Annotated in this window: 15 protein-coding genes, 1 other RNA gene, 1 pseudogene and 1 riboswitch; of the genes and pseudogenes, 4 read left to right on the forward strand and 13 right to left on the reverse strand. The window is 70.4% G+C overall.

The genetic code is table 11. The annotated features are described in order from the left end of the window. Positions 1-47: 47 nt before the first annotated feature. The 3 genes from rnpB to rsmI form a co-directional block, all read right to left on the reverse strand. Positions 48-398, reverse strand: an RNA gene (gene rnpB / locus IQ458_RS16045) — RNase P RNA component class A. A 15-nt stretch (positions 399-413) separates the two neighbouring features. Further along, a complete protein-coding gene (locus IQ458_RS16050; RefSeq protein ID WP_203323448.1) occupies positions 414-1,286 on the reverse strand; it encodes an alpha/beta hydrolase in 873 nt (290 codons plus the stop codon). Between the two features lie 77 nt (positions 1,287-1,363). Then, entirely contained in the window at positions 1,364-2,188 is an 825-nt protein-coding gene (gene rsmI, locus IQ458_RS16055) for a 16S rRNA (cytidine(1402)-2'-O)-methyltransferase (RefSeq protein WP_203323449.1), read from the reverse strand. 193 nt (positions 2,189-2,381) lie between these two features. On the opposite strand from rsmI, the pseudogene IQ458_RS16060 reads away from it, so the two are divergent. From IQ458_RS16060 to IQ458_RS16075, 4 genes and pseudogenes are all read left to right on the forward strand, one after another. Beyond that, positions 2,382-3,629, forward strand: a pseudogene (locus IQ458_RS16060) (penicillin-binding protein activator); the annotation flags it as partial. Next, complete coding sequence (locus IQ458_RS16065; protein WP_183639044.1) at positions 3,619-4,005, forward strand: YraN family protein; 387 nt, start codon at positions 3,619-3,621, stop codon at positions 4,003-4,005. The pseudogene IQ458_RS16060 and the gene IQ458_RS16065, both read left to right, overlap by 11 nt. A gap of 34 nt (positions 4,006-4,039) precedes the next feature. Next, complete coding sequence (locus tag IQ458_RS16070) at positions 4,040-5,422, forward strand: FAD-linked oxidase C-terminal domain-containing protein (protein ID WP_203323451.1); 1,383 nt, start codon at positions 4,040-4,042, stop codon at positions 5,420-5,422. Next, a complete protein-coding gene (locus IQ458_RS16075) occupies positions 5,419-6,249 on the forward strand; it encodes an SGNH/GDSL hydrolase family protein (RefSeq protein ID WP_203323452.1) in 831 nt (276 codons plus the stop codon). The genes IQ458_RS16070 and IQ458_RS16075 overlap by 4 nt, the downstream gene beginning before the upstream one ends. A 328-nt stretch (positions 6,250-6,577) precedes the next feature. Here IQ458_RS16075 and thiL read toward each other — a convergent pair whose 3' ends face one another. From thiL to glyA, 10 genes are all read right to left on the reverse strand, one after another. Next, the gene (gene thiL, locus IQ458_RS16080; protein ID WP_328805206.1) at positions 6,578-7,516 is read right to left on the reverse strand and encodes a thiamine-phosphate kinase; all 939 of its coding nucleotides are present in this window, start codon (positions 7,514-7,516) and stop codon (positions 6,578-6,580) included. Between the two features lie 46 nt (positions 7,517-7,562). Then, positions 7,563-8,024: a transcription antitermination factor NusB gene (nusB, locus tag IQ458_RS16085; protein WP_425504710.1), complete on the reverse strand. Its 462-nt coding sequence runs from the start codon at positions 8,022-8,024 to the stop codon at positions 7,563-7,565. 22 nt (positions 8,025-8,046) lie between these two features. Then, positions 8,047-8,514, reverse strand: a complete 468-nt coding sequence (gene ribH / locus IQ458_RS16090; protein WP_183639053.1) for a 6,7-dimethyl-8-ribityllumazine synthase — start codon at positions 8,512-8,514, stop codon at positions 8,047-8,049. A gap of 76 nt (positions 8,515-8,590) precedes the next feature. Continuing rightward, on the reverse strand, positions 8,591-9,688 hold the full coding sequence (ribB, locus tag IQ458_RS16095) for a 3,4-dihydroxy-2-butanone-4-phosphate synthase (RefSeq protein WP_203323455.1): 1,098 nt from the start codon (positions 9,686-9,688) through the stop codon (positions 8,591-8,593). Beyond that, the gene (locus IQ458_RS16100; RefSeq protein WP_183639057.1) at positions 9,685-10,296 is read right to left on the reverse strand and encodes a riboflavin synthase; all 612 of its coding nucleotides are present in this window, start codon (positions 10,294-10,296) and stop codon (positions 9,685-9,687) included. Before IQ458_RS16100 ends, ribB begins: the two co-directional genes overlap by 4 nt. A 148-nt stretch (positions 10,297-10,444) precedes the next feature. Then, positions 10,445-10,590: riboswitch (FMN riboswitch) on the reverse strand. Positions 10,591-10,687: 97 nt separating this feature from the next. Further along, positions 10,688-11,452, reverse strand: coding sequence for a class I SAM-dependent methyltransferase (locus tag IQ458_RS16105; RefSeq protein ID WP_183639059.1), 765 nt, complete (start codon positions 11,450-11,452; stop codon positions 10,688-10,690). A gap of 14 nt (positions 11,453-11,466) precedes the next feature. Further along, the gene (ribD, locus tag IQ458_RS16110) at positions 11,467-12,573 is read right to left on the reverse strand and encodes a bifunctional diaminohydroxyphosphoribosylaminopyrimidine deaminase/5-amino-6-(5-phosphoribosylamino)uracil reductase RibD (RefSeq protein ID WP_183639061.1); all 1,107 of its coding nucleotides are present in this window, start codon (positions 12,571-12,573) and stop codon (positions 11,467-11,469) included. Beyond that, positions 12,570-13,100, reverse strand: a complete 531-nt coding sequence (locus IQ458_RS16115) for a GNAT family N-acetyltransferase (protein ID WP_203323456.1) — start codon at positions 13,098-13,100, stop codon at positions 12,570-12,572. Before IQ458_RS16115 ends, ribD begins: the two co-directional genes overlap by 4 nt. A gap of 3 nt (positions 13,101-13,103) precedes the next feature. Continuing rightward, the gene (gene nrdR, locus IQ458_RS16120) at positions 13,104-13,640 is read right to left on the reverse strand and encodes a transcriptional regulator NrdR (RefSeq protein WP_183639066.1); all 537 of its coding nucleotides are present in this window, start codon (positions 13,638-13,640) and stop codon (positions 13,104-13,106) included. Positions 13,641-13,850: 210 nt separating this feature from the next. Next, complete coding sequence (gene glyA / locus IQ458_RS16125; RefSeq protein WP_183639067.1) at positions 13,851-15,104, reverse strand: serine hydroxymethyltransferase; 1,254 nt, start codon at positions 15,102-15,104, stop codon at positions 13,851-13,853. Positions 15,105-15,121: the final 17 nt, after the last annotated feature.

Genomic DNA, 15,121 nt, shown 5'->3' on the forward strand with positions numbered 1-15,121 from the left:
CGCGCAGCGAACTTTGGGGTTTACTGGGCACAAGCCCAGTAAACATGAGGCGGAGCCGGCCGATAAGCCGGGTTCTGTCTTGGACAGTCATTCCTCTAGGCGCAGCGTCACCGCTACGCTCAAGCAACCTACCCGGAGGCACCGCGGGCCGCGGCATAGCCTCCCTATTTGGTCTTGCTCCCGGTGGGGTTTGCCGTGCCGGTCCGTTGCCGGACTCGCGGTGCGCTCTTACCGCACCATTTCACCCTTGCCACGCACTCCGGAGAGCCGTTCGGCGGTATCTTTCTGTTGCACTTTCCGTCAGCTCGCGCCGCCCAGGCGTTACCTGGCACCGTGCCCTGTGGAGCCCGGACTTTCCTCGGCATGCTTGCGCATGACGCGACTGTCTGGCCGGCTCCGCCGCGCGCATTGTCTCATGGCGCGCGCGGTTTGGTGATGAACCCGTGCTGTTGCAGGAACGCGATCGCCTTGCGGTCGGCGTCGGCGTCGATCGCCATGTCGATCGCCTTGTAGTCGGGCTCCTCCTGCTGCTGCAGGTTGCGGGTGAACAAGTGCCCCACAGCCGGGTAGATCACCAGCTCGCAGACGTTTCCCGCCTGCCGCATGCGATCGCAGAAGCGGGCCGCGCCCGCGGCCGGCGTTACGCTGTCCTCCGCCCCCTGCAGCAGGATCGCCGGTGGCAGCCCGGCGCGGACATGCCGATCCGGCGACAGCGCCGCCGCCTGCGCGGGGCCGCCGCTGAGCCGGGTGAACCAACCATCGTTTGCCACCGCCACGGCGGGTGACCACAGCACCAGCAGATCCGGGCGCGCGGACATCGATGCGCCTCCCGGCTCGTCGAACACGGCCGTCGATGCCGCCAGATGGCCGCCCGCTGAAATGCCGCCCGCCGCCACCCGTGCCGGATCCACCCCCAGCTCCGCGGCGTTGGCGCGGACCCAGCGGATGGCCGCGCGCGCATCCGCCACCGCGTCGAATGGCGTGACCGTCTTCTGATCCGAGAGCCGGTACTCCACCGAGATGGCGACCATGCCCTGCTCCGCCAGCAGGCGCGCGGTGGGATGGATCCAGGACGCCTCGCCCACGGACCAGCCCCCGCCATGGAACAGCACGATGGCCGGGCGTGGCGCGGATCCGGTCTGCGGTTCGAACATATCCAGCCGCAGGCGCTGGCCCTGTTCCATGTCGACGAAGTGTTGCTTCGGGGGAGCCGGCTCGGCCGCGTGCGCCGTCCATGGGGCAAGGCAGAACACCAGCGTCGCGAACGCGGATCGGATCCTGATCATGGCGGCTTCCCCGGAAGTCGCACGCACGTTAGCAGTTTCCCGGCGACCACAGGACGACGCTCCCCGCCGGAGTCTCCTCAGTCCTTCTGTCCGTACAGCGCCTTGCGCGGCGCGCCGGTGATTTCCGCCGCCAGCTTGGCGGCCGCCGACGGCGGCAGGTGCGCGTTGAGCAGCGCATAGACGCGGCGTCCCTCGGCGATCTGCGCATCGGCGTCCTCGCCGGCGCCCTGCACGATGACCACGAACTCGCCCTTGCGCTGGTTGTCGTCGGTGTCGACCTTCCGCTGCAGATCGGCCAGGTTGCCGTCCAGCACGGTCTCGAACAGTTTGGTCAGCTCGCGGGCCAATACCGCCGGGCGCTCGTCGCCGAACGCCGCGCGCATGTCTGCCAACGACTCGGCGATGCGATGGGAGGACTCGTAGAACACCAGCGTGCGGGTTTCGCCGGCCAGTTGCGCGAGATGATCCCGGCGCGCCGACGCCTTGGCGGGCAGGAATCCCTCGAACACGAAGCGATCGCTCGGCAATCCGGCCACGCTCAGCGCGGCGATCGCCGCGCAGGCGCCGGGCACTGGACTGACCGGGATTCCGGCCGCGCGCGCCGCGCGCACCACGCGATAGCCGGGATCACTGACCAGCGGCGTGCCGGCGTCGCTGACCAGCGCCAGCGATTCACCTGCCTGCAGGCGCGCCACGATGCGCTGGGCCAGTGCGTCCTCGTTGTGTTCGTGCAGGGCAACCAGCGGCCGCTCGATGCCGAAATGCGCCAGCAGCTGGCCGCTGCGGCGGGTGTCCTCGGCGCAGATGGCGGCGACCTGGCGGAGGGTCTCCAGCGCCCGGGGCGACAGATCGGCCAGGTTGCCGATGGGCGTGGCGACGATGAACAGGGTTCCGACGGGCATTCAGTGGGGATCCTTCGGCAGGGGTAGAATCGTAGCCGGTTCCTCCGTCCTGTCGCCGCCGATGCCTATGGAAATGCGCTTCGCAAGGATTCTCGCCCCGCTGCTGCTGGCCGTGCTGTTCGCCGGTTGCGCCACCACCCAGGTCAGCGGCCCGACCACGCCGAAGGGACAGGCCTCCGCCGCCATCGCCCGTGCCGCGGAGCTGGCGCGGCAGGATGCGGTCCTCACCGGCCAGGCCCGCGCCGACAACGCGCGCGAGATCGATCGGCTGCTGTCCGGCCTGGACGACACCACCCTGGCGCGCGACGCCGCCGCCCTGCCGGCCGGCGATCCGCTGTACAAGTTCGCCGGTCGCGCCCTGCTGCGGCGCGGCCTGCCGCTGCCCCGTCCGTTCGATCGCGACCAATGGCAATTCGGCAACCGTCCGCCGGCCGAGCGCGACGGCTACCGTCCGCCGGTGAAGCTGGCCGTGCTGCTGCCGCTGTCCGGCGATCTGGCCACCGCCGCGCAGCCGGTCCGCGACGGCCTGATGGCCGGCTATTACGGCGAGAGCCGGCGCCGGCCGGAAGTGGAGTTCTTCGACACCAGCGGCACCGCCGGTGGCGCGATTGCCGCCTACGGCCGCGCGGTCGCCGCCGGCGCCGATTTCGTGATCGGCCCGCTCGGCCGCGACGAGGTCAGCGCGCTGTTCCGCGAGCCCGCGCTCAAGGTGCCCACGCTGGTGCTCAACCGCGGCAACGTGCCGCCGCCGAATGGCATGGCCGGCTTCTCGCTGACCCCGGAAGACGACGGCATCATGGCCGCCGAGTACCTGCTCGAGCGCGAGCGCCGCAACGTGCTGGTGATCGGTGGCGCCGACGACAACGGCCGGCGCGCGGCGCAGGCGTTCGCCGAACGCTTCAGCGAGCGCGGCGGCAAGGTCGCGGCCAACCTCAGTGTCGGCGACACGCCCGGCGATCTGTCGGCGGCGCTGGCCTCGGCCGCGCAGGCCAATGTGGATGCGGTGTTCCTGGCGGTGAAGGGCGCGACCGCGCGCGTGCTGGCGCCGCAACTGGCGCTTGCCGGCCTCGGCGGCAAGAGCCGGGTGGCCACCTCGCAGCTGCTGTCCGGCACCGGCAAGGTACTGGATGACGTGGCGCTGGACGGCATCGTGTTCCCGACCGAAGCCTGGACCACCCGCGGCGTGCCCGGCCTGCCGCCGGCCAGCGTGACCGGCGAACGCCTGGCGACCGCGCGCGGTCCGGCCGCGCGCCTGTTCGCGTTCGGCTACGACGCCTGGCTGCTGACCGCGTATCTGGAGAAGCTGACCAACGACACCAACGAGGGCCTGCGTGGCGCCACCGGCGTCCTGCGCCTGGACGGCTTCGGCAACGTGCTGCGCTCGCCGGCCTGGTCGACCTTCCGCAGCGGCGCGGTGGTTCCCATCGCCGATGGCGGTTGATCGCCGCGCACAGGGTGCGCGGATCGAGCTGGCCGCACGCGGGTTCCTGATCCGCGCCGGCCTGCGTCCGCTGGCTGCGAACGTGAACTACCGCGGCGGTGAACTGGATCTGGTGATGTGCGATGAACGCCGCGGCGAGGCGGTGCTGGTGTTCGTCGAGGTGCGCCATCGCCGTTCAGATGCATTCGGCGGCGGCGCCGGCTCGATCGATGCCGGCAAGCGTCGCCGGTTGATCCATGCCGCCTCGCGGTTTCTCGCCGCCCATCCCCGCTATGCCGACCTGCCCTGCCGTTTTGACGTGGTCGATGCCCGCGGCGATCCGGATTCCCCGCGGCTGGACTGGATCGCGGACGCCTTCCGCGCCGACGATGCCTGAATCCCAGGCCGGCCCGCTCCCTTAGAATGGGCGGGTGAATCCCTCCCTTCCCGCCTCACTGGATGCCGCGCTGGGCGAATTGCTCGGCGATGGCTGGCTGACCGACGCCGACGCCCGCCGCCGCTACGGCGAAGACAATTCGCGCCGTTTCGCCCTCGCCGACGCGGTCGCCCTGCCGCGCACCCGTGAACAGGTCCAGGCGATCGTGCGGGCGTGCCGCGAACACGGCGTACCGATCGTGGCCCGCGGCAGTGGCACCAGCAGTACCGGCGCGGCGATTCCATATGCCGGTGGCGTGGCGGTGTCGTTCGAACGGATGAACCGGATCCTGCGCATCGAGGCCGGCGATCGCTATGCGGTGGTGGAGCCCGGCGTGCTGAACGGCGAACTGCAAGCCGCGCTGGCGCCGCATGGCCTGTTCTGGGCCCCGGATCCGGCCAGCGCCGACGTTTCCACCATCGGCGGCAACCTCGCCTGCAACGCCGGTGGCCCGCACGCGGTGAAGTACGGCACCAGCCGCGACAACGTGCTGGGCCTGCAGGCGGTGACCGGCACCGGCGATCTGATCGCCTGCGGCAGCGTCACCACCAAGGACGCGACCGGGTACGACCTCACCCATCTGCTGGTCGGCAGCGAGGGCACGCTGGGGCTGATCGTGGAGGCCACCCTGCGCCTGTTGCCCAGGCCGCCGCGCCGCGCCAGCCTGCGCGCGCTCTATCACGACGTCACCCAGGCCGCGGCGGCGGTATCGCGGGTGATGGCGCAGCCGGTCGCGCCGGCGATGCTGGAGTTCATGGACCGGGCCTGTATCCGGCTGGCGCGCGAGGTCGGCGGCGCCGACATTCCCGACGCTGGCGCACTGCTGATGATCGAGGTCGATGGCGAACGCGAAACCCTCCCGCACGCACTCGAGGCCGTTGCCACCGCGGCCGCGGGCGACGGACTGATCGCGCTTGACGAAGCGCCGGATGAAATCGCGCGCGAACGCCTGTGGGCGGCGCGCAAATCGCTCTCTCCGGCATTGCGCACGATCGCCGACGGCAAGATCAACGAAGACGTCGTCGTGCCTGTTTCCCGCATCCCGGATCTGGTCGGTGGAGTCGAGAGGATGGCGGCGGAATTCGACCTGCCCATCGTTGCGTTCGGCCATGCCGGCAACGGCAACCTGCACGTCAACATCCTCTATGACCCGCAGGACCCGGCCCAGACCGCGCGCGCGCGCCTGGCGCTTCCGCGCCTGTTCAAACTGACCCTGTCGCTCGGCGGCACCCTGTCCGGCGAACACGGCATCGGCGTGGCCAAGCGAGATTTCATGCCGCAGGCCTTCACGCCGGCGACGCTGGCGGCGATGCACGCGGTCAAGCGCGCGCTGGATCCGGACGGCATCCTCAACCCGGGCAAGGTGCTGCCGCCGTGAAGCGCCTGGGGCTGCTGCTTGTGCTGGCGGGCGCGAGCATCGCCCACGCCGCCGCGCAGTCTCCCGCCAACGCGCCGACAGAACGCCCCACCCTGCGGGTCCTTCTGGTCGGCAACAGCCTGATCTACGTCAACAACCTGCCCGGCCTATTGCGCAGCCTGGCGCGCGCGCAGGCTGATGGCCCGCTGATCGAAACCGAAACCTACGTGATGCCCGGGGCCGAGCTGGCGCAGCACTGGAAGCGCGGCGCCGCGGCGAAAGCGTTGCAAGGGAGCCATTGGGACGTGGTCGTGCTGCAGGAACGCGGCGGTGTGCTGGCCTGCGCCGCCAGTCCCGCGCAGAAGGAGGAGGATGTCTGCCGCAACAGCCTGCGCGCGCACCGGCAGTTCGCCGATCTGGCGGAAAAGGCCGGCGCGCGGGTGCTGCTGCTGGGAACCTGGGGACCGGATGCGACCTGGCAGGACAATCTGGATGGCGGATTGCGCCAGGCCGCGCGCGTGACGCAGGCCGTGCCGGTGTTCGCCGGCCATCGCCTGCGCGCCTACCAGCAGGAACATCGCGACGTCGTCCTGTTCACCGACGACAGTCTGCATCCTTCGTTGCGCGCATCGTTGATCGTGACGGCGGCGCTGTATCGCGAGATGGCCGGCCACGGCGCACGCGCGGCGGACCTGCGCCTGGATTTCCCACTGCTGCCGCCCGGCAGTCGCATGGACGACAACCTGCCGCTTGAGCGCAATGAAGCGCTCAACGCGCAGGTGCGTCCGGTGACCCTCGGCGCCGCCGAATTGCCTGCCTTGCTGGAGGCTGCGGAACCGGATCTGTAGCGCCGAGCTTGCTCGGCGGTGTGCGTGTCGGAAAAGCAGCGGAGCGAGCTTCGCTCTACGCGGGCGCCGGGTGGGTTTCCTATCGCGTCGGGCTTGCTCGGCGGTGTGCGGTGTTGGAAAAAGCAGCGGAGCGAGCTCCGCTCTACGCGGGCGCCGGGTGGGTTTCCTGTCGCGCCGGGCTTGCTCTGCGGTGTGCGGTGTCGGAAAAGCAGCGGAGCGAGCTCCGCTCTACGCGGGCGCCGGGTGGGTTTCCTGTCGCGCCGGGATTGCTCTGCGGTGTGCGGTGTTGGAAAAGCAGCGGAGCGAGCTCCGCTCTACGCGTGTTGGTTCAGAAGTGGGTATAGCCGGCGCGTGGCGGTTGCCAGGGGCGGCCTTCGGCGTCGAGGGCCAGCACGCCCGCGCCGTCCACGACGCGGCCGATGCGCGTCAACGGCAGGGCGAGCGACACGCCGAGTTCGGCCAATGCGTTCCGGGCGGAGGCCGGGGCGGTGAAGCAGAGTTCGTAGTCGTCGCCGCCGGTCGCCTGCCACGCGAAGCGCTCCGATGCCGGATGCGCACCCAACGCGGCGGAGGCCGGCAGGCGATCCAGGTCCACCTCCGCGCCCACGCCGCTGGCGCGACAGATATGGCCCAGATCGGCGAGCAGGCCATCGGAGACATCCAGTGCGGCGTGCGCGAGACCGGCGAGGCGGCGGCCCAGTTCCACTCGCGGCTCCGGACGATCCAGGCGCTCGCGCAGGTCGGCGGGCGGCGTGGGCAACAGATGCAGCGCGGCCGCCGCCTCGCCGAGCGTGCCGCTGACCCAGACGTCATCGCCGACCCTGGCGCCATCGCGCCGCAGCGCGCGACCGGCTTCGACCGTGCCGATCGCGGTCACCGCGATCGCCAGCGGACCGCGGGTGGTATCGCCGCCGATCAGCGCGACGCCATGCCGCCGTGCCAGCGCCAGGAAGCCATCGAGAAACGCGTCCAGCCATGCCGGATCGCTTGCCGGCAGCGACAGCGAAAGCGTGCACCAGGCCGGTTCCGCGCCCATCGCGGCCAGATCCGACAGGTTCACCGCCAGCGATTTCCAGCCGATGTCCCGCGGCGCGGTGGCTTCGGGAAAGTGCACGCCCGCGTTGAGCGTGTCGGCGGTGACGGCCAGTTGCCGGCCGGCGGGCGCTTGCAGCAACGCGGCGTCGTCGCCGATGCCCAGCACCACGTCCGCGCGCTGGCCGGCGCGCGCGCGGATGTGGGCAATCAGATCGAATTCGCCGGTGTCCACGGGGCGGGGATTTCGGGATGCGGATCCGCTCCGCATCGCGTCGGACTCAGCGCGCCTTCGCCGAAGTCTCGGCCGGACGCCATGCGACCGCGGCGTGATCCAGCACGCCGTTGACGTAGGTATGGCCGTGCTCGGCGCCGAAACGCTTGGCCGTTTCGATGGCCTCGTTCAGGACCACCCGGTACGGCACGTCGAGGCGGTGCAGCAGTTCGTAGGCGGCGATGCGCAGCACCGCGCGCTCGATCGGGTCGACCTCCTCCACCGTGCGGTCCAGGTACGGCGCCAGCGCCTCGTCCAGCTGCGCGCGATGCTTCACCACGCCGCGCACCAGGTCCTCGAAATATCCGAGATCGGCGATCTCGTGCGCCTGCTCGTGCGCGAACTGGGCGATCACCTGCCCGACCTCGCCACCGGACAGCTGCCACGCGTACAGCGCCTGCAGGGCGCGACGGCGCGCACGCGCGCGGGTCACGGGATCGACGCCATCTTTTCGGTACTGTCGGCTCACGGGTTCTCCAGCCTGAATGTGGTTACGGCAACTGTTCCAGCAGTTGCGCCATCTCGACGGCCGCGAGCGCGACCTCCTCGCCCTTGTTGCCATGGCTGCCGCCGGCGCGCGCCTCGGCGTCCTCGATGCGCTCGACCGCCAGCACGCCGTTGAGCACCGGCACGCCGAAATCCAGCTGCACCCGCATCAGGCCCTCGGCGCAGCTGTCGGCGACATGCTCGTAATGGCGGGTATCGCCGCGGATCACGCAGCCCAGCGCGATGATCGCGGCATGCCCGCTGCCCGCGGCCACGCGCGCGGCGGCCACCGGGATTTCCCAGGCGCCGGGCACGCGGATGACGTCGATGGCTTCCTCGCCCACGCCGTTGCCAGCCAGGCTTTCGCGCGCGCCGGCCACCAGCACGTCGGTGATGCGCGCGTTCCAGCGGCTGGCGATGATCGCGAAGCGGGCGCCTTCGGGGGCGCGCAGATCGCCTTCGTAGTGGGCCATGGGCAGGGTTTCCTTGGGGGTTGGGAAGTTTAGCAGGGCCGGCCCCGCGCGCCGGGGGCCGGCCGGGTCACGGGCATCAGGGTTCGACGTACTCGACCACGTCCAGGCCGAAACCGGCCAGGCCGACCTGGCGGCGCGGCGTGCCGAGCACGCGCAGGCGACCCAGCCCCAGATCGGCCAGGATCTGGCTGCCGGCGCCGTTGCGGCGCCATTCGGCCAGCGCGCCGGCCCGGCTGGCCGGAGCCTCCGGGCACTCCCGGATGCGATCCAGCAACGCGTCCGGGGTCGCCGCGTCGCCCAGCAGCACCAGCGCGCCGCGCTCCTCGGCGGCGATCCGGCGCAGCACGTCGCCGATGGCCGGGCCGAAATCGGCGCGGCGCCAATGCAGGGCGTCGGCGAGCGGGTTCTGCATGTGCACGCGCACCAGCGTGGGCACGTCAGCCACGGCAGCGCCGCGCAGCAGCGCGAAGTGCAGGCCGTGGCTCAACCGATCCCGATAGGTGAACAGGCGGAAAGGACCGTGCTCGGTCTGGATGTCGCGCTCGTCCACGCGCTCGACCGTGTGCTCGGTGCTGAGCCGGTAGCGGATCAGCTCCTCGATCGAGCCCATCTTCAGGCCGTGCTCGCGTGCGAAGGCTTCCAGTTCCGGGCGCCGCGCCATGCTGCCGTCGGGATTGAGGACCTCCACCAGCACGCCGGCCGGTTCCAGCCCGGCCATCAGCGCGAGATCGCTGGCCGCTTCGGTATGGCCGGCGCGATTGAGCACGCCGCCGGGTTGCGATGCCAGCGGAAAGATGTGGCCCGGCTGGGCCAGATCCTGCGGCTTGGCATCCGGACGCACGGCGGTGCGCACGGTATGCGCGCGATCGTAGGCGGAAATGCCGGTGGTGACACCTTCGGCCGCCTCGATGCTGACGGTGAAGTTGGTGTGGTGCGGCGAGGTGTTGTCCTGGACCATCGGTGGCAGGCCCAGTTGCCGGCAGCGCTCGCGGGTCAGCGACAGGCAGACCAGGCCACGCGCGTGGGTGACCATGAAATTGATGTCCGACGGCTTGACCAGTTCGGCCGCCATGATCAGGTCGCCTTCGTTCTCGCGATCCTCGTCATCGACGATGACGACCATGCGGCCGTTGCGGATTTCTTCCAGCAGTTCGGGGACGGTGGCGAAGCTCATGCCTGCGCCTCCATGTCGCGCGCACCGAGCAGGCGCTCGACGTAACGCGCGACCAGATCGATTTCCAGGTTCACCGCATCGCCCACCCGCGTCTGCGCGAAGGCGGTGTGCGAGACGGTGTGCGGGATCAGCGCGACTTCGAAACCGGCGTCGTCGACCTCGTTGACGGTCAGGCTGACGCCATCGACGCAGATCGATCCCTTCTTGGCGATGTAGCGCAGCAGCGCGGACGGCGCGGCGAAGCGCCAGCGCTGCGCGCGCGCGTCCTCGCGGATGTCGAGCACCTGGCCCATGCCGTCGACGTGGCCGCTGACCAGGTGGCCGCCGAGGCGATCGGTCGGCCGCATCGCCCGCTCAAGGTTGACCGGCGCGCCGGGCTTGAGCCGGCCCAGGGTGGTCAACGCCAGGGTCTCGTTGGAGGCATCGGCCTGGAACGAGCCGGCGTCGAAATCGATCACGGTCAGGCAGACGCCGTTGACCGCGATGCTTTCGCCGGGCTGCACGTGGTCGAACGGCAGGGTTCCGGCCTGGATGGTCAGGCGGACGTCACCGCCACGGATTTCGGACGCGGCCAGCGCGCCCACGCCCTCGATGATGCCAGTGAACATCAGGGCACCTCCGCGCGCGCGGCCGGGACGGGAACAACAACAGGGAATACTGGGAGCATGAACGTTTCTCGCGGAAATGAAAAAAGCGAAAAACGCCCCAAGGCATTGAGGCAGGCGCAGGCCATCGCACACCTCGCGGTGCCCGCGTTGCCGTCTTCTTTCATCCGGACTGTGACCGTCGGCCCCGGCATTGGACCGGGTCTGCTGACCCTCCGGCGTGGCCGGAGGCGCTCGCGGGCTCGTGCTTGCGCACCTACCGCCGGTGGGGAGTTTCGCCCCGCCCTGAAGACGTCTTGGTTGCCGGCAAACCGGCGCGCGCATTGTAGCACCGCCGTCCGTCGCGCCCGGCCGGACGCTGTGTCGCGCCGGCCGCAACGACGCGAGGCCGGATTCAGGCGGGCTTGCGTCGCAGGTGCAGGACCAGCGGCCAGCGCATCCGCCGCACGCGCTGAGGATCGCCCCAGGCGGCGGCCAGTTCGGGGCCGTGGATTTCGATGGCGTCGCGGCCGGTGGCGGCCTGGAAGCACGCCGTCGCGGACAGGCTGGCGAAGTAGCCCAGCAGTTGCGGCAGGGTCCAGTCCGCGGTAAGCCAGAGGTCGGCCGGTGCCGGCATCGCCTCGAACGGCCAGTCGTAGCCGGTATAGCCGACGTCCACGTCGTTGCGCTCCGGCGGCCAGTACGGATCGATGTCGTCGCGCACCGCCTCGGCCACGTCGGCGAGATCGTCGGAGAACACGATGTCCTGGTACGTCCAGGCGGCCAGCACGCCGCCCGGCGCCAGCACCCGCTCGCAACTGGCGAAGAACGCCCGCCGGTCGAACCAGTGCAGCGCCTGCGCCACCGCGATCAGCTCGACGCTGGCATCAGCCAGCGAGGGCGTTTCGGCCAGTTCGACGGCGACGGTCACGTTGCCGATCGGCTCACGCTGCGCCCAGTGGCGCGCGATCTGGGCCGCGCTGGGATCGGTGGCGTGGACGTGGGCGAAGTGCGCGGCCAGGCCTCGGGTCGCCTGGCCGCTGCCGCAGCCCGGCTCCCATACCCGCGCGCTGGCCGGCACCACCGCGCCGATCGCGTCGTACAGCGTGTCGGGGTAGGTCGGCCGCGAACTGGCGTAGGTGTCGGCGAGCGCCGAGAAATGATCCTTGAAGGCGGCCATGGTCGGGGGCTGGCTCAGGTGGCGGGCACGGGTTGCAGGAGGAGGCGCTGATCCTCGCCAATCGCGCGCGCGTCGACAATCTTAAGTCGCGCGCGCTCGGCCATGCTCTGGATGCCCAGGCCGGCGAACAGCGGCCGGGCCTGGTCGCCCAGCAGCACCGGCGCGACGTAGAGCAGGACTTCGTCGGCCAGGCCGGCGGCGATGAACGCCCCGGCCAGGGTCGCGCCCGCTTCGACCTGGACCTCATTGACGCCACGCGCGGCCAGCAGCTCCAGCACCGCGCGCAGATCGAAGTTGCTGCCATCGGCCGGCGCCACCGCGCGCTGCGCGGCGATTTCGCGCGGCGGCTTGGCGTCGGCGGTGTGGATGTACAGGGTGGGCGCGTCGCCTTCGCGCACCCGCCCGCGCGCGATGGTCGCCAGTCCCGGATCCAGCACCACCCGCAGCGGCGGCACGAACGGGGTGTCGTCCTCCAGCCGCACGGTCAGCGAGGGATCGTCGGCCAGCACGGTGCCGGCGCCGGTCAGGATGGCGCCGGCGCGCGCGCGCCAGCGCTGCACGTCCAGGCGCGAGGCATCACCGCTGATCCATTTGGAATCGCCGTTGGCCATCGCGGTGCGTCCGTCCAGGCTGGTCGCCAGCTTGACCCGCACGAACGGCCGGCCGCGCTCGACGCGCGACAGGAAGCCGCGATTGAGCTGGCGCGCCTGCGCCTCCAGCAAACCGGACTGCACGGTGATGCCGGCGGCGCGCAGCTTGTCGAAGCCCGCTCCGTCGACCTGCGGGAACGGATCCCGCATCGCCGCGACGACGCGGGTGACGCCCGCCGCGATCAGCGCATCCGCGCAGGGACCGGTGCGACCGGTGTGCGCACACGGTTCCAGGGTCACGTAGGCGGTCGCGTCCCTGGCGCGCTCGCCGGCCACCTGCAGGGCGAGCACTTCGGCATGCGGCTCGCCGGCGCGCTGGTGCCAGCCCTCGCCCACCACTTCGCCGTCCTTCGCGAGCACGCAGCCCACCATCGGATTGGGTCTCGTGGTGTAGGCGCCGCGCTCGGCCAGGCGCAGGGCCTGCGCCATCAGCGCGTGATCGGTGGCGGTGAAGGCGGCGGTATCGGTCATGCCCGGGTTCCCGTGGTTTGGAATGGATACGGCAGGGAAGGCGGCGGCGACTCCGCCACGTGGCGCGCCGGGACGATGCCCATGATGCTGATCGGCACGCCGTGCAGTTGCGCACGTTCCTCCAGTTCCCAGCCGAGCCCGGAATAGAAGTCCTCGTGCCAGAGCGTGAACAGGCGCAACCGTTCCACCCCCTGCGCCGCCGCATGCGCCACGGCCGCCTCCACCAGGTGCCTGCCGCCCCCGCGTCCGCGCGCTTCCGGCGACACGAACAGGCTGGCCAGCCAGGGGCTGCCGCGATCCTGCAGTTCCGGCGCGTCTTCCATCAGCAGGCTGACCGAACCCAGCAGGGTGTCGCCATCCAGCAGCACCAGCGTGGTCGGCAGGGATGCGCGACGGGTGTGGTCTTCCAGTTCGGCGGTCGCCACCGGCAGGGTCCAATCGTCGTACAGCGCCCCCCACTCGGCGTGATGCCAGCGCGCCAGCACGGCCACGTGCTGCGGGTGGCACCCAATCCATTCGATGCGCATGGCTCAGCGCTTCTTGTGCTTGTCGAGGTTCTTGTCGAAGGGCACGACTTCACCGCCCAGCAGCGAAAGCTGGCCGGCACCGGCCGGCAGATCGCGCTCGAGCTTCTCGATTTCCTCACGGAAGTCGGCCACGTCCTCGAAGCTGCGGTAGACCGAGGCGAAGCGGACATAACCCACGTGGTCCAGCTTGCGCAGTTCGTTCATCACGAACTCGCCGATCCGCCGCGAGGGAATCTCGCGCTCGCCGCTCATGCGGATGCTGTGCACCACCGCGCGCACCGCCGCCTCGATCTGTTCTTCCGAGACCGGGCGCTTCTGCAGCGCGCGATCGAAGCCGGCGCGCAGCTTGCGCGCGTCGAACGCATCCCGGCGGCCATCGCTCTTGATGACCGCGGGCAGTTTGATTTCGATGTTCTCCAGCGTGCTGAAGCGCTCGCCGCAGGCCTCGCATTCGCGCCGACGGCGAATCGTCGCGCCGTCTTCGGAGACGCGCGAATCGATGACGCGGGTGTCGGTGTGCTGGCAGAAGGGGCAGTGCATCGGCTCTGGGGCTTTCCGCCGCGGGGAGCGGCGGCAATGGGCGGGAACTCCACCCGAACGCCTGAGTGTACTGCCGCTGCCGCTCCCGGTCACGATCCGCCCGGGCCCGCGGGCGGCGAGCCCGACGGGATGGCGGAAAAAGCCGTGCCGCCACGGCGCCGCCGGACCAGCAGCGCCGCCATCGTGGCGATGGCGGCGATGGTCAGCCGATCAGCCGTAGACCGGGAACTGACGGCACTGCAGGGTGACGTTCTCGCGCACGCCGGCGATGACCTTGTCGTCGCCGGGCGCGTCCAGCACGTCGCAGATCCAGTTGGCCAGGGCCACGCAGTCGGCTTCCTTGTAGCCGCGGGTGGTCACCGCCGGAGTGCCGATGCGCAGGCCCGAGGTGACGAAGGGTTTCTGCGGGTCGTTGGGCACCGCGTTCTTGTTGACGGTGATGTGCGCCTTGCCCAGCGCTTCCTCGGCGGCCTTGCCGGTGATGCCCTTGCCGATCATGTCGACCAGCATCAGGTGGTTCTGGGTGCCGCCGGAGACGATCTTGTAGCCGCGCTGGATGATGGTCGCGGCCATCGCCTGCGCGTTCTTCACCACCTGCTGCTGGTAGGTGGTGAATTCCGGCTCCAGCGCTTCCTTGAACGCCACCGCCTTGGCGGCGATGACGTGCATCAGCGGACCGCCCTGGATACCCGGGAACACGATGCTCTGCAGCTTCTTCTCGATGTCCTCGCCGGCGCCCTTGGCCAGGATGATGCCGCCGCGCGGACCGCGCAGGGTCTTGTGGGTGGTCGAGGTGACCACGTGGGCGTGCGGCAGCGGGTTCGGATACACGCCGGCGGCGACCAGGCCGGCCACGTGCGCCATGTCCACGAACAGGTAGGCGCCGATCTTGTCGGCGATGGCGCGGAAGCGCGCCCAGTCGATCACCTGCGAATAGGCGGAGAAACCGGCCACCACCATCTTCGGCTTGTGCTCCAGCGCCAGCTTCTCGACTTCGTCGTAGTCGATCAGGCCCTGGTCGTTGACGCCGTACTGCACCGCGTTGAACAGCTTGCCCGAGGCATTGACCTTGGCGCCGTGGGTCAGGTGGCCGCCATGCGCCAGCGACATGCCCAGGATGGTGTCGCCCGGCTGCAGCAGCGCGAAATAGACTGCCTGGTTGGCCTGCGAGCCGGAGTGCGGCTGCACGTTGGCATAGTCGGCGCCGAACAGTTGCTTGACCCGGTCGATCGCCAGCTGTTCGGCGATGTCGACGTACTCGCAGCCGCCGTAGTAGCGCTTGCCCGGGTAGCCTTCGGCGTACTTGTTGGTCAGCACGCTGCCCTGGGCTTCCATCACCCGCGGGCTGGCGTAGTTCTCGCTGGCGATCAGCTCGACGTGGTCCTCCTGGCGACGGGCCTCGGCGGCGATGGCCTGGGCGAGTTCGTCATCGAATCCGGCAATACGGGTGGTGCTGGGGAACATTCGCGGGGCCTCGCAAG

The sequence above is a fragment of the Pseudoxanthomonas beigongshangi genome, assembly GCF_016820515.1.
In the GTDB taxonomy this organism is placed as follows: Bacteria; Pseudomonadota; Gammaproteobacteria; order Xanthomonadales; family Xanthomonadaceae; genus Pseudoxanthomonas_A; species Pseudoxanthomonas_A beigongshangi.

What these genes read in the sequence shown, in the direction of transcription:
- IQ458_RS16050 (WP_203323448.1), bottom strand. Translation starts at nt 1,286, where the DNA reads ATGATCAGGATCCGATCCGCGTTCGCGACGCTGGTGTTCTGCCTTGCC.
- rsmI (WP_203323449.1), bottom strand. Translation starts at nt 2,188, where the DNA reads ATGCCCGTCGGAACCCTGTTCATCGTCGCCACGCCCATCGGCAACCTG.
- IQ458_RS16065 (WP_183639044.1), top strand. Translation starts at nt 3,619, where the DNA reads ATGGCGGTTGATCGCCGCGCACAGGGTGCGCGGATCGAGCTGGCCGCA.
- ribH (WP_183639053.1), bottom strand. Translation starts at nt 8,514, where the DNA reads ATGGCCCACTACGAAGGCGATCTGCGCGCCCCCGAAGGCGCCCGCTTC.
- ribB (WP_203323455.1), bottom strand. Translation starts at nt 9,688, where the DNA reads ATGAGCTTCGCCACCGTCCCCGAACTGCTGGAAGAAATCCGCAACGGC.
- IQ458_RS16100 (WP_183639057.1), bottom strand. Translation starts at nt 10,296, where the DNA reads ATGTTCACTGGCATCATCGAGGGCGTGGGCGCGCTGGCCGCGTCCGAA.
- IQ458_RS16105 (WP_183639059.1), bottom strand. Translation starts at nt 11,452, where the DNA reads ATGGCCGCCTTCAAGGATCATTTCTCGGCGCTCGCCGACACCTACGCC.
- ribD (WP_183639061.1), bottom strand. Translation starts at nt 12,573, where the DNA reads ATGACCGATACCGCCGCCTTCACCGCCACCGATCACGCGCTGATGGCG.
- IQ458_RS16115 (WP_203323456.1), bottom strand. Translation starts at nt 13,100, where the DNA reads ATGCGCATCGAATGGATTGGGTGCCACCCGCAGCACGTGGCCGTGCTG.
- nrdR (WP_183639066.1), bottom strand. Translation starts at nt 13,640, where the DNA reads ATGCACTGCCCCTTCTGCCAGCACACCGACACCCGCGTCATCGATTCG.
- glyA (WP_183639067.1), bottom strand. Translation starts at nt 15,104, where the DNA reads ATGTTCCCCAGCACCACCCGTATTGCCGGATTCGATGACGAACTCGCC.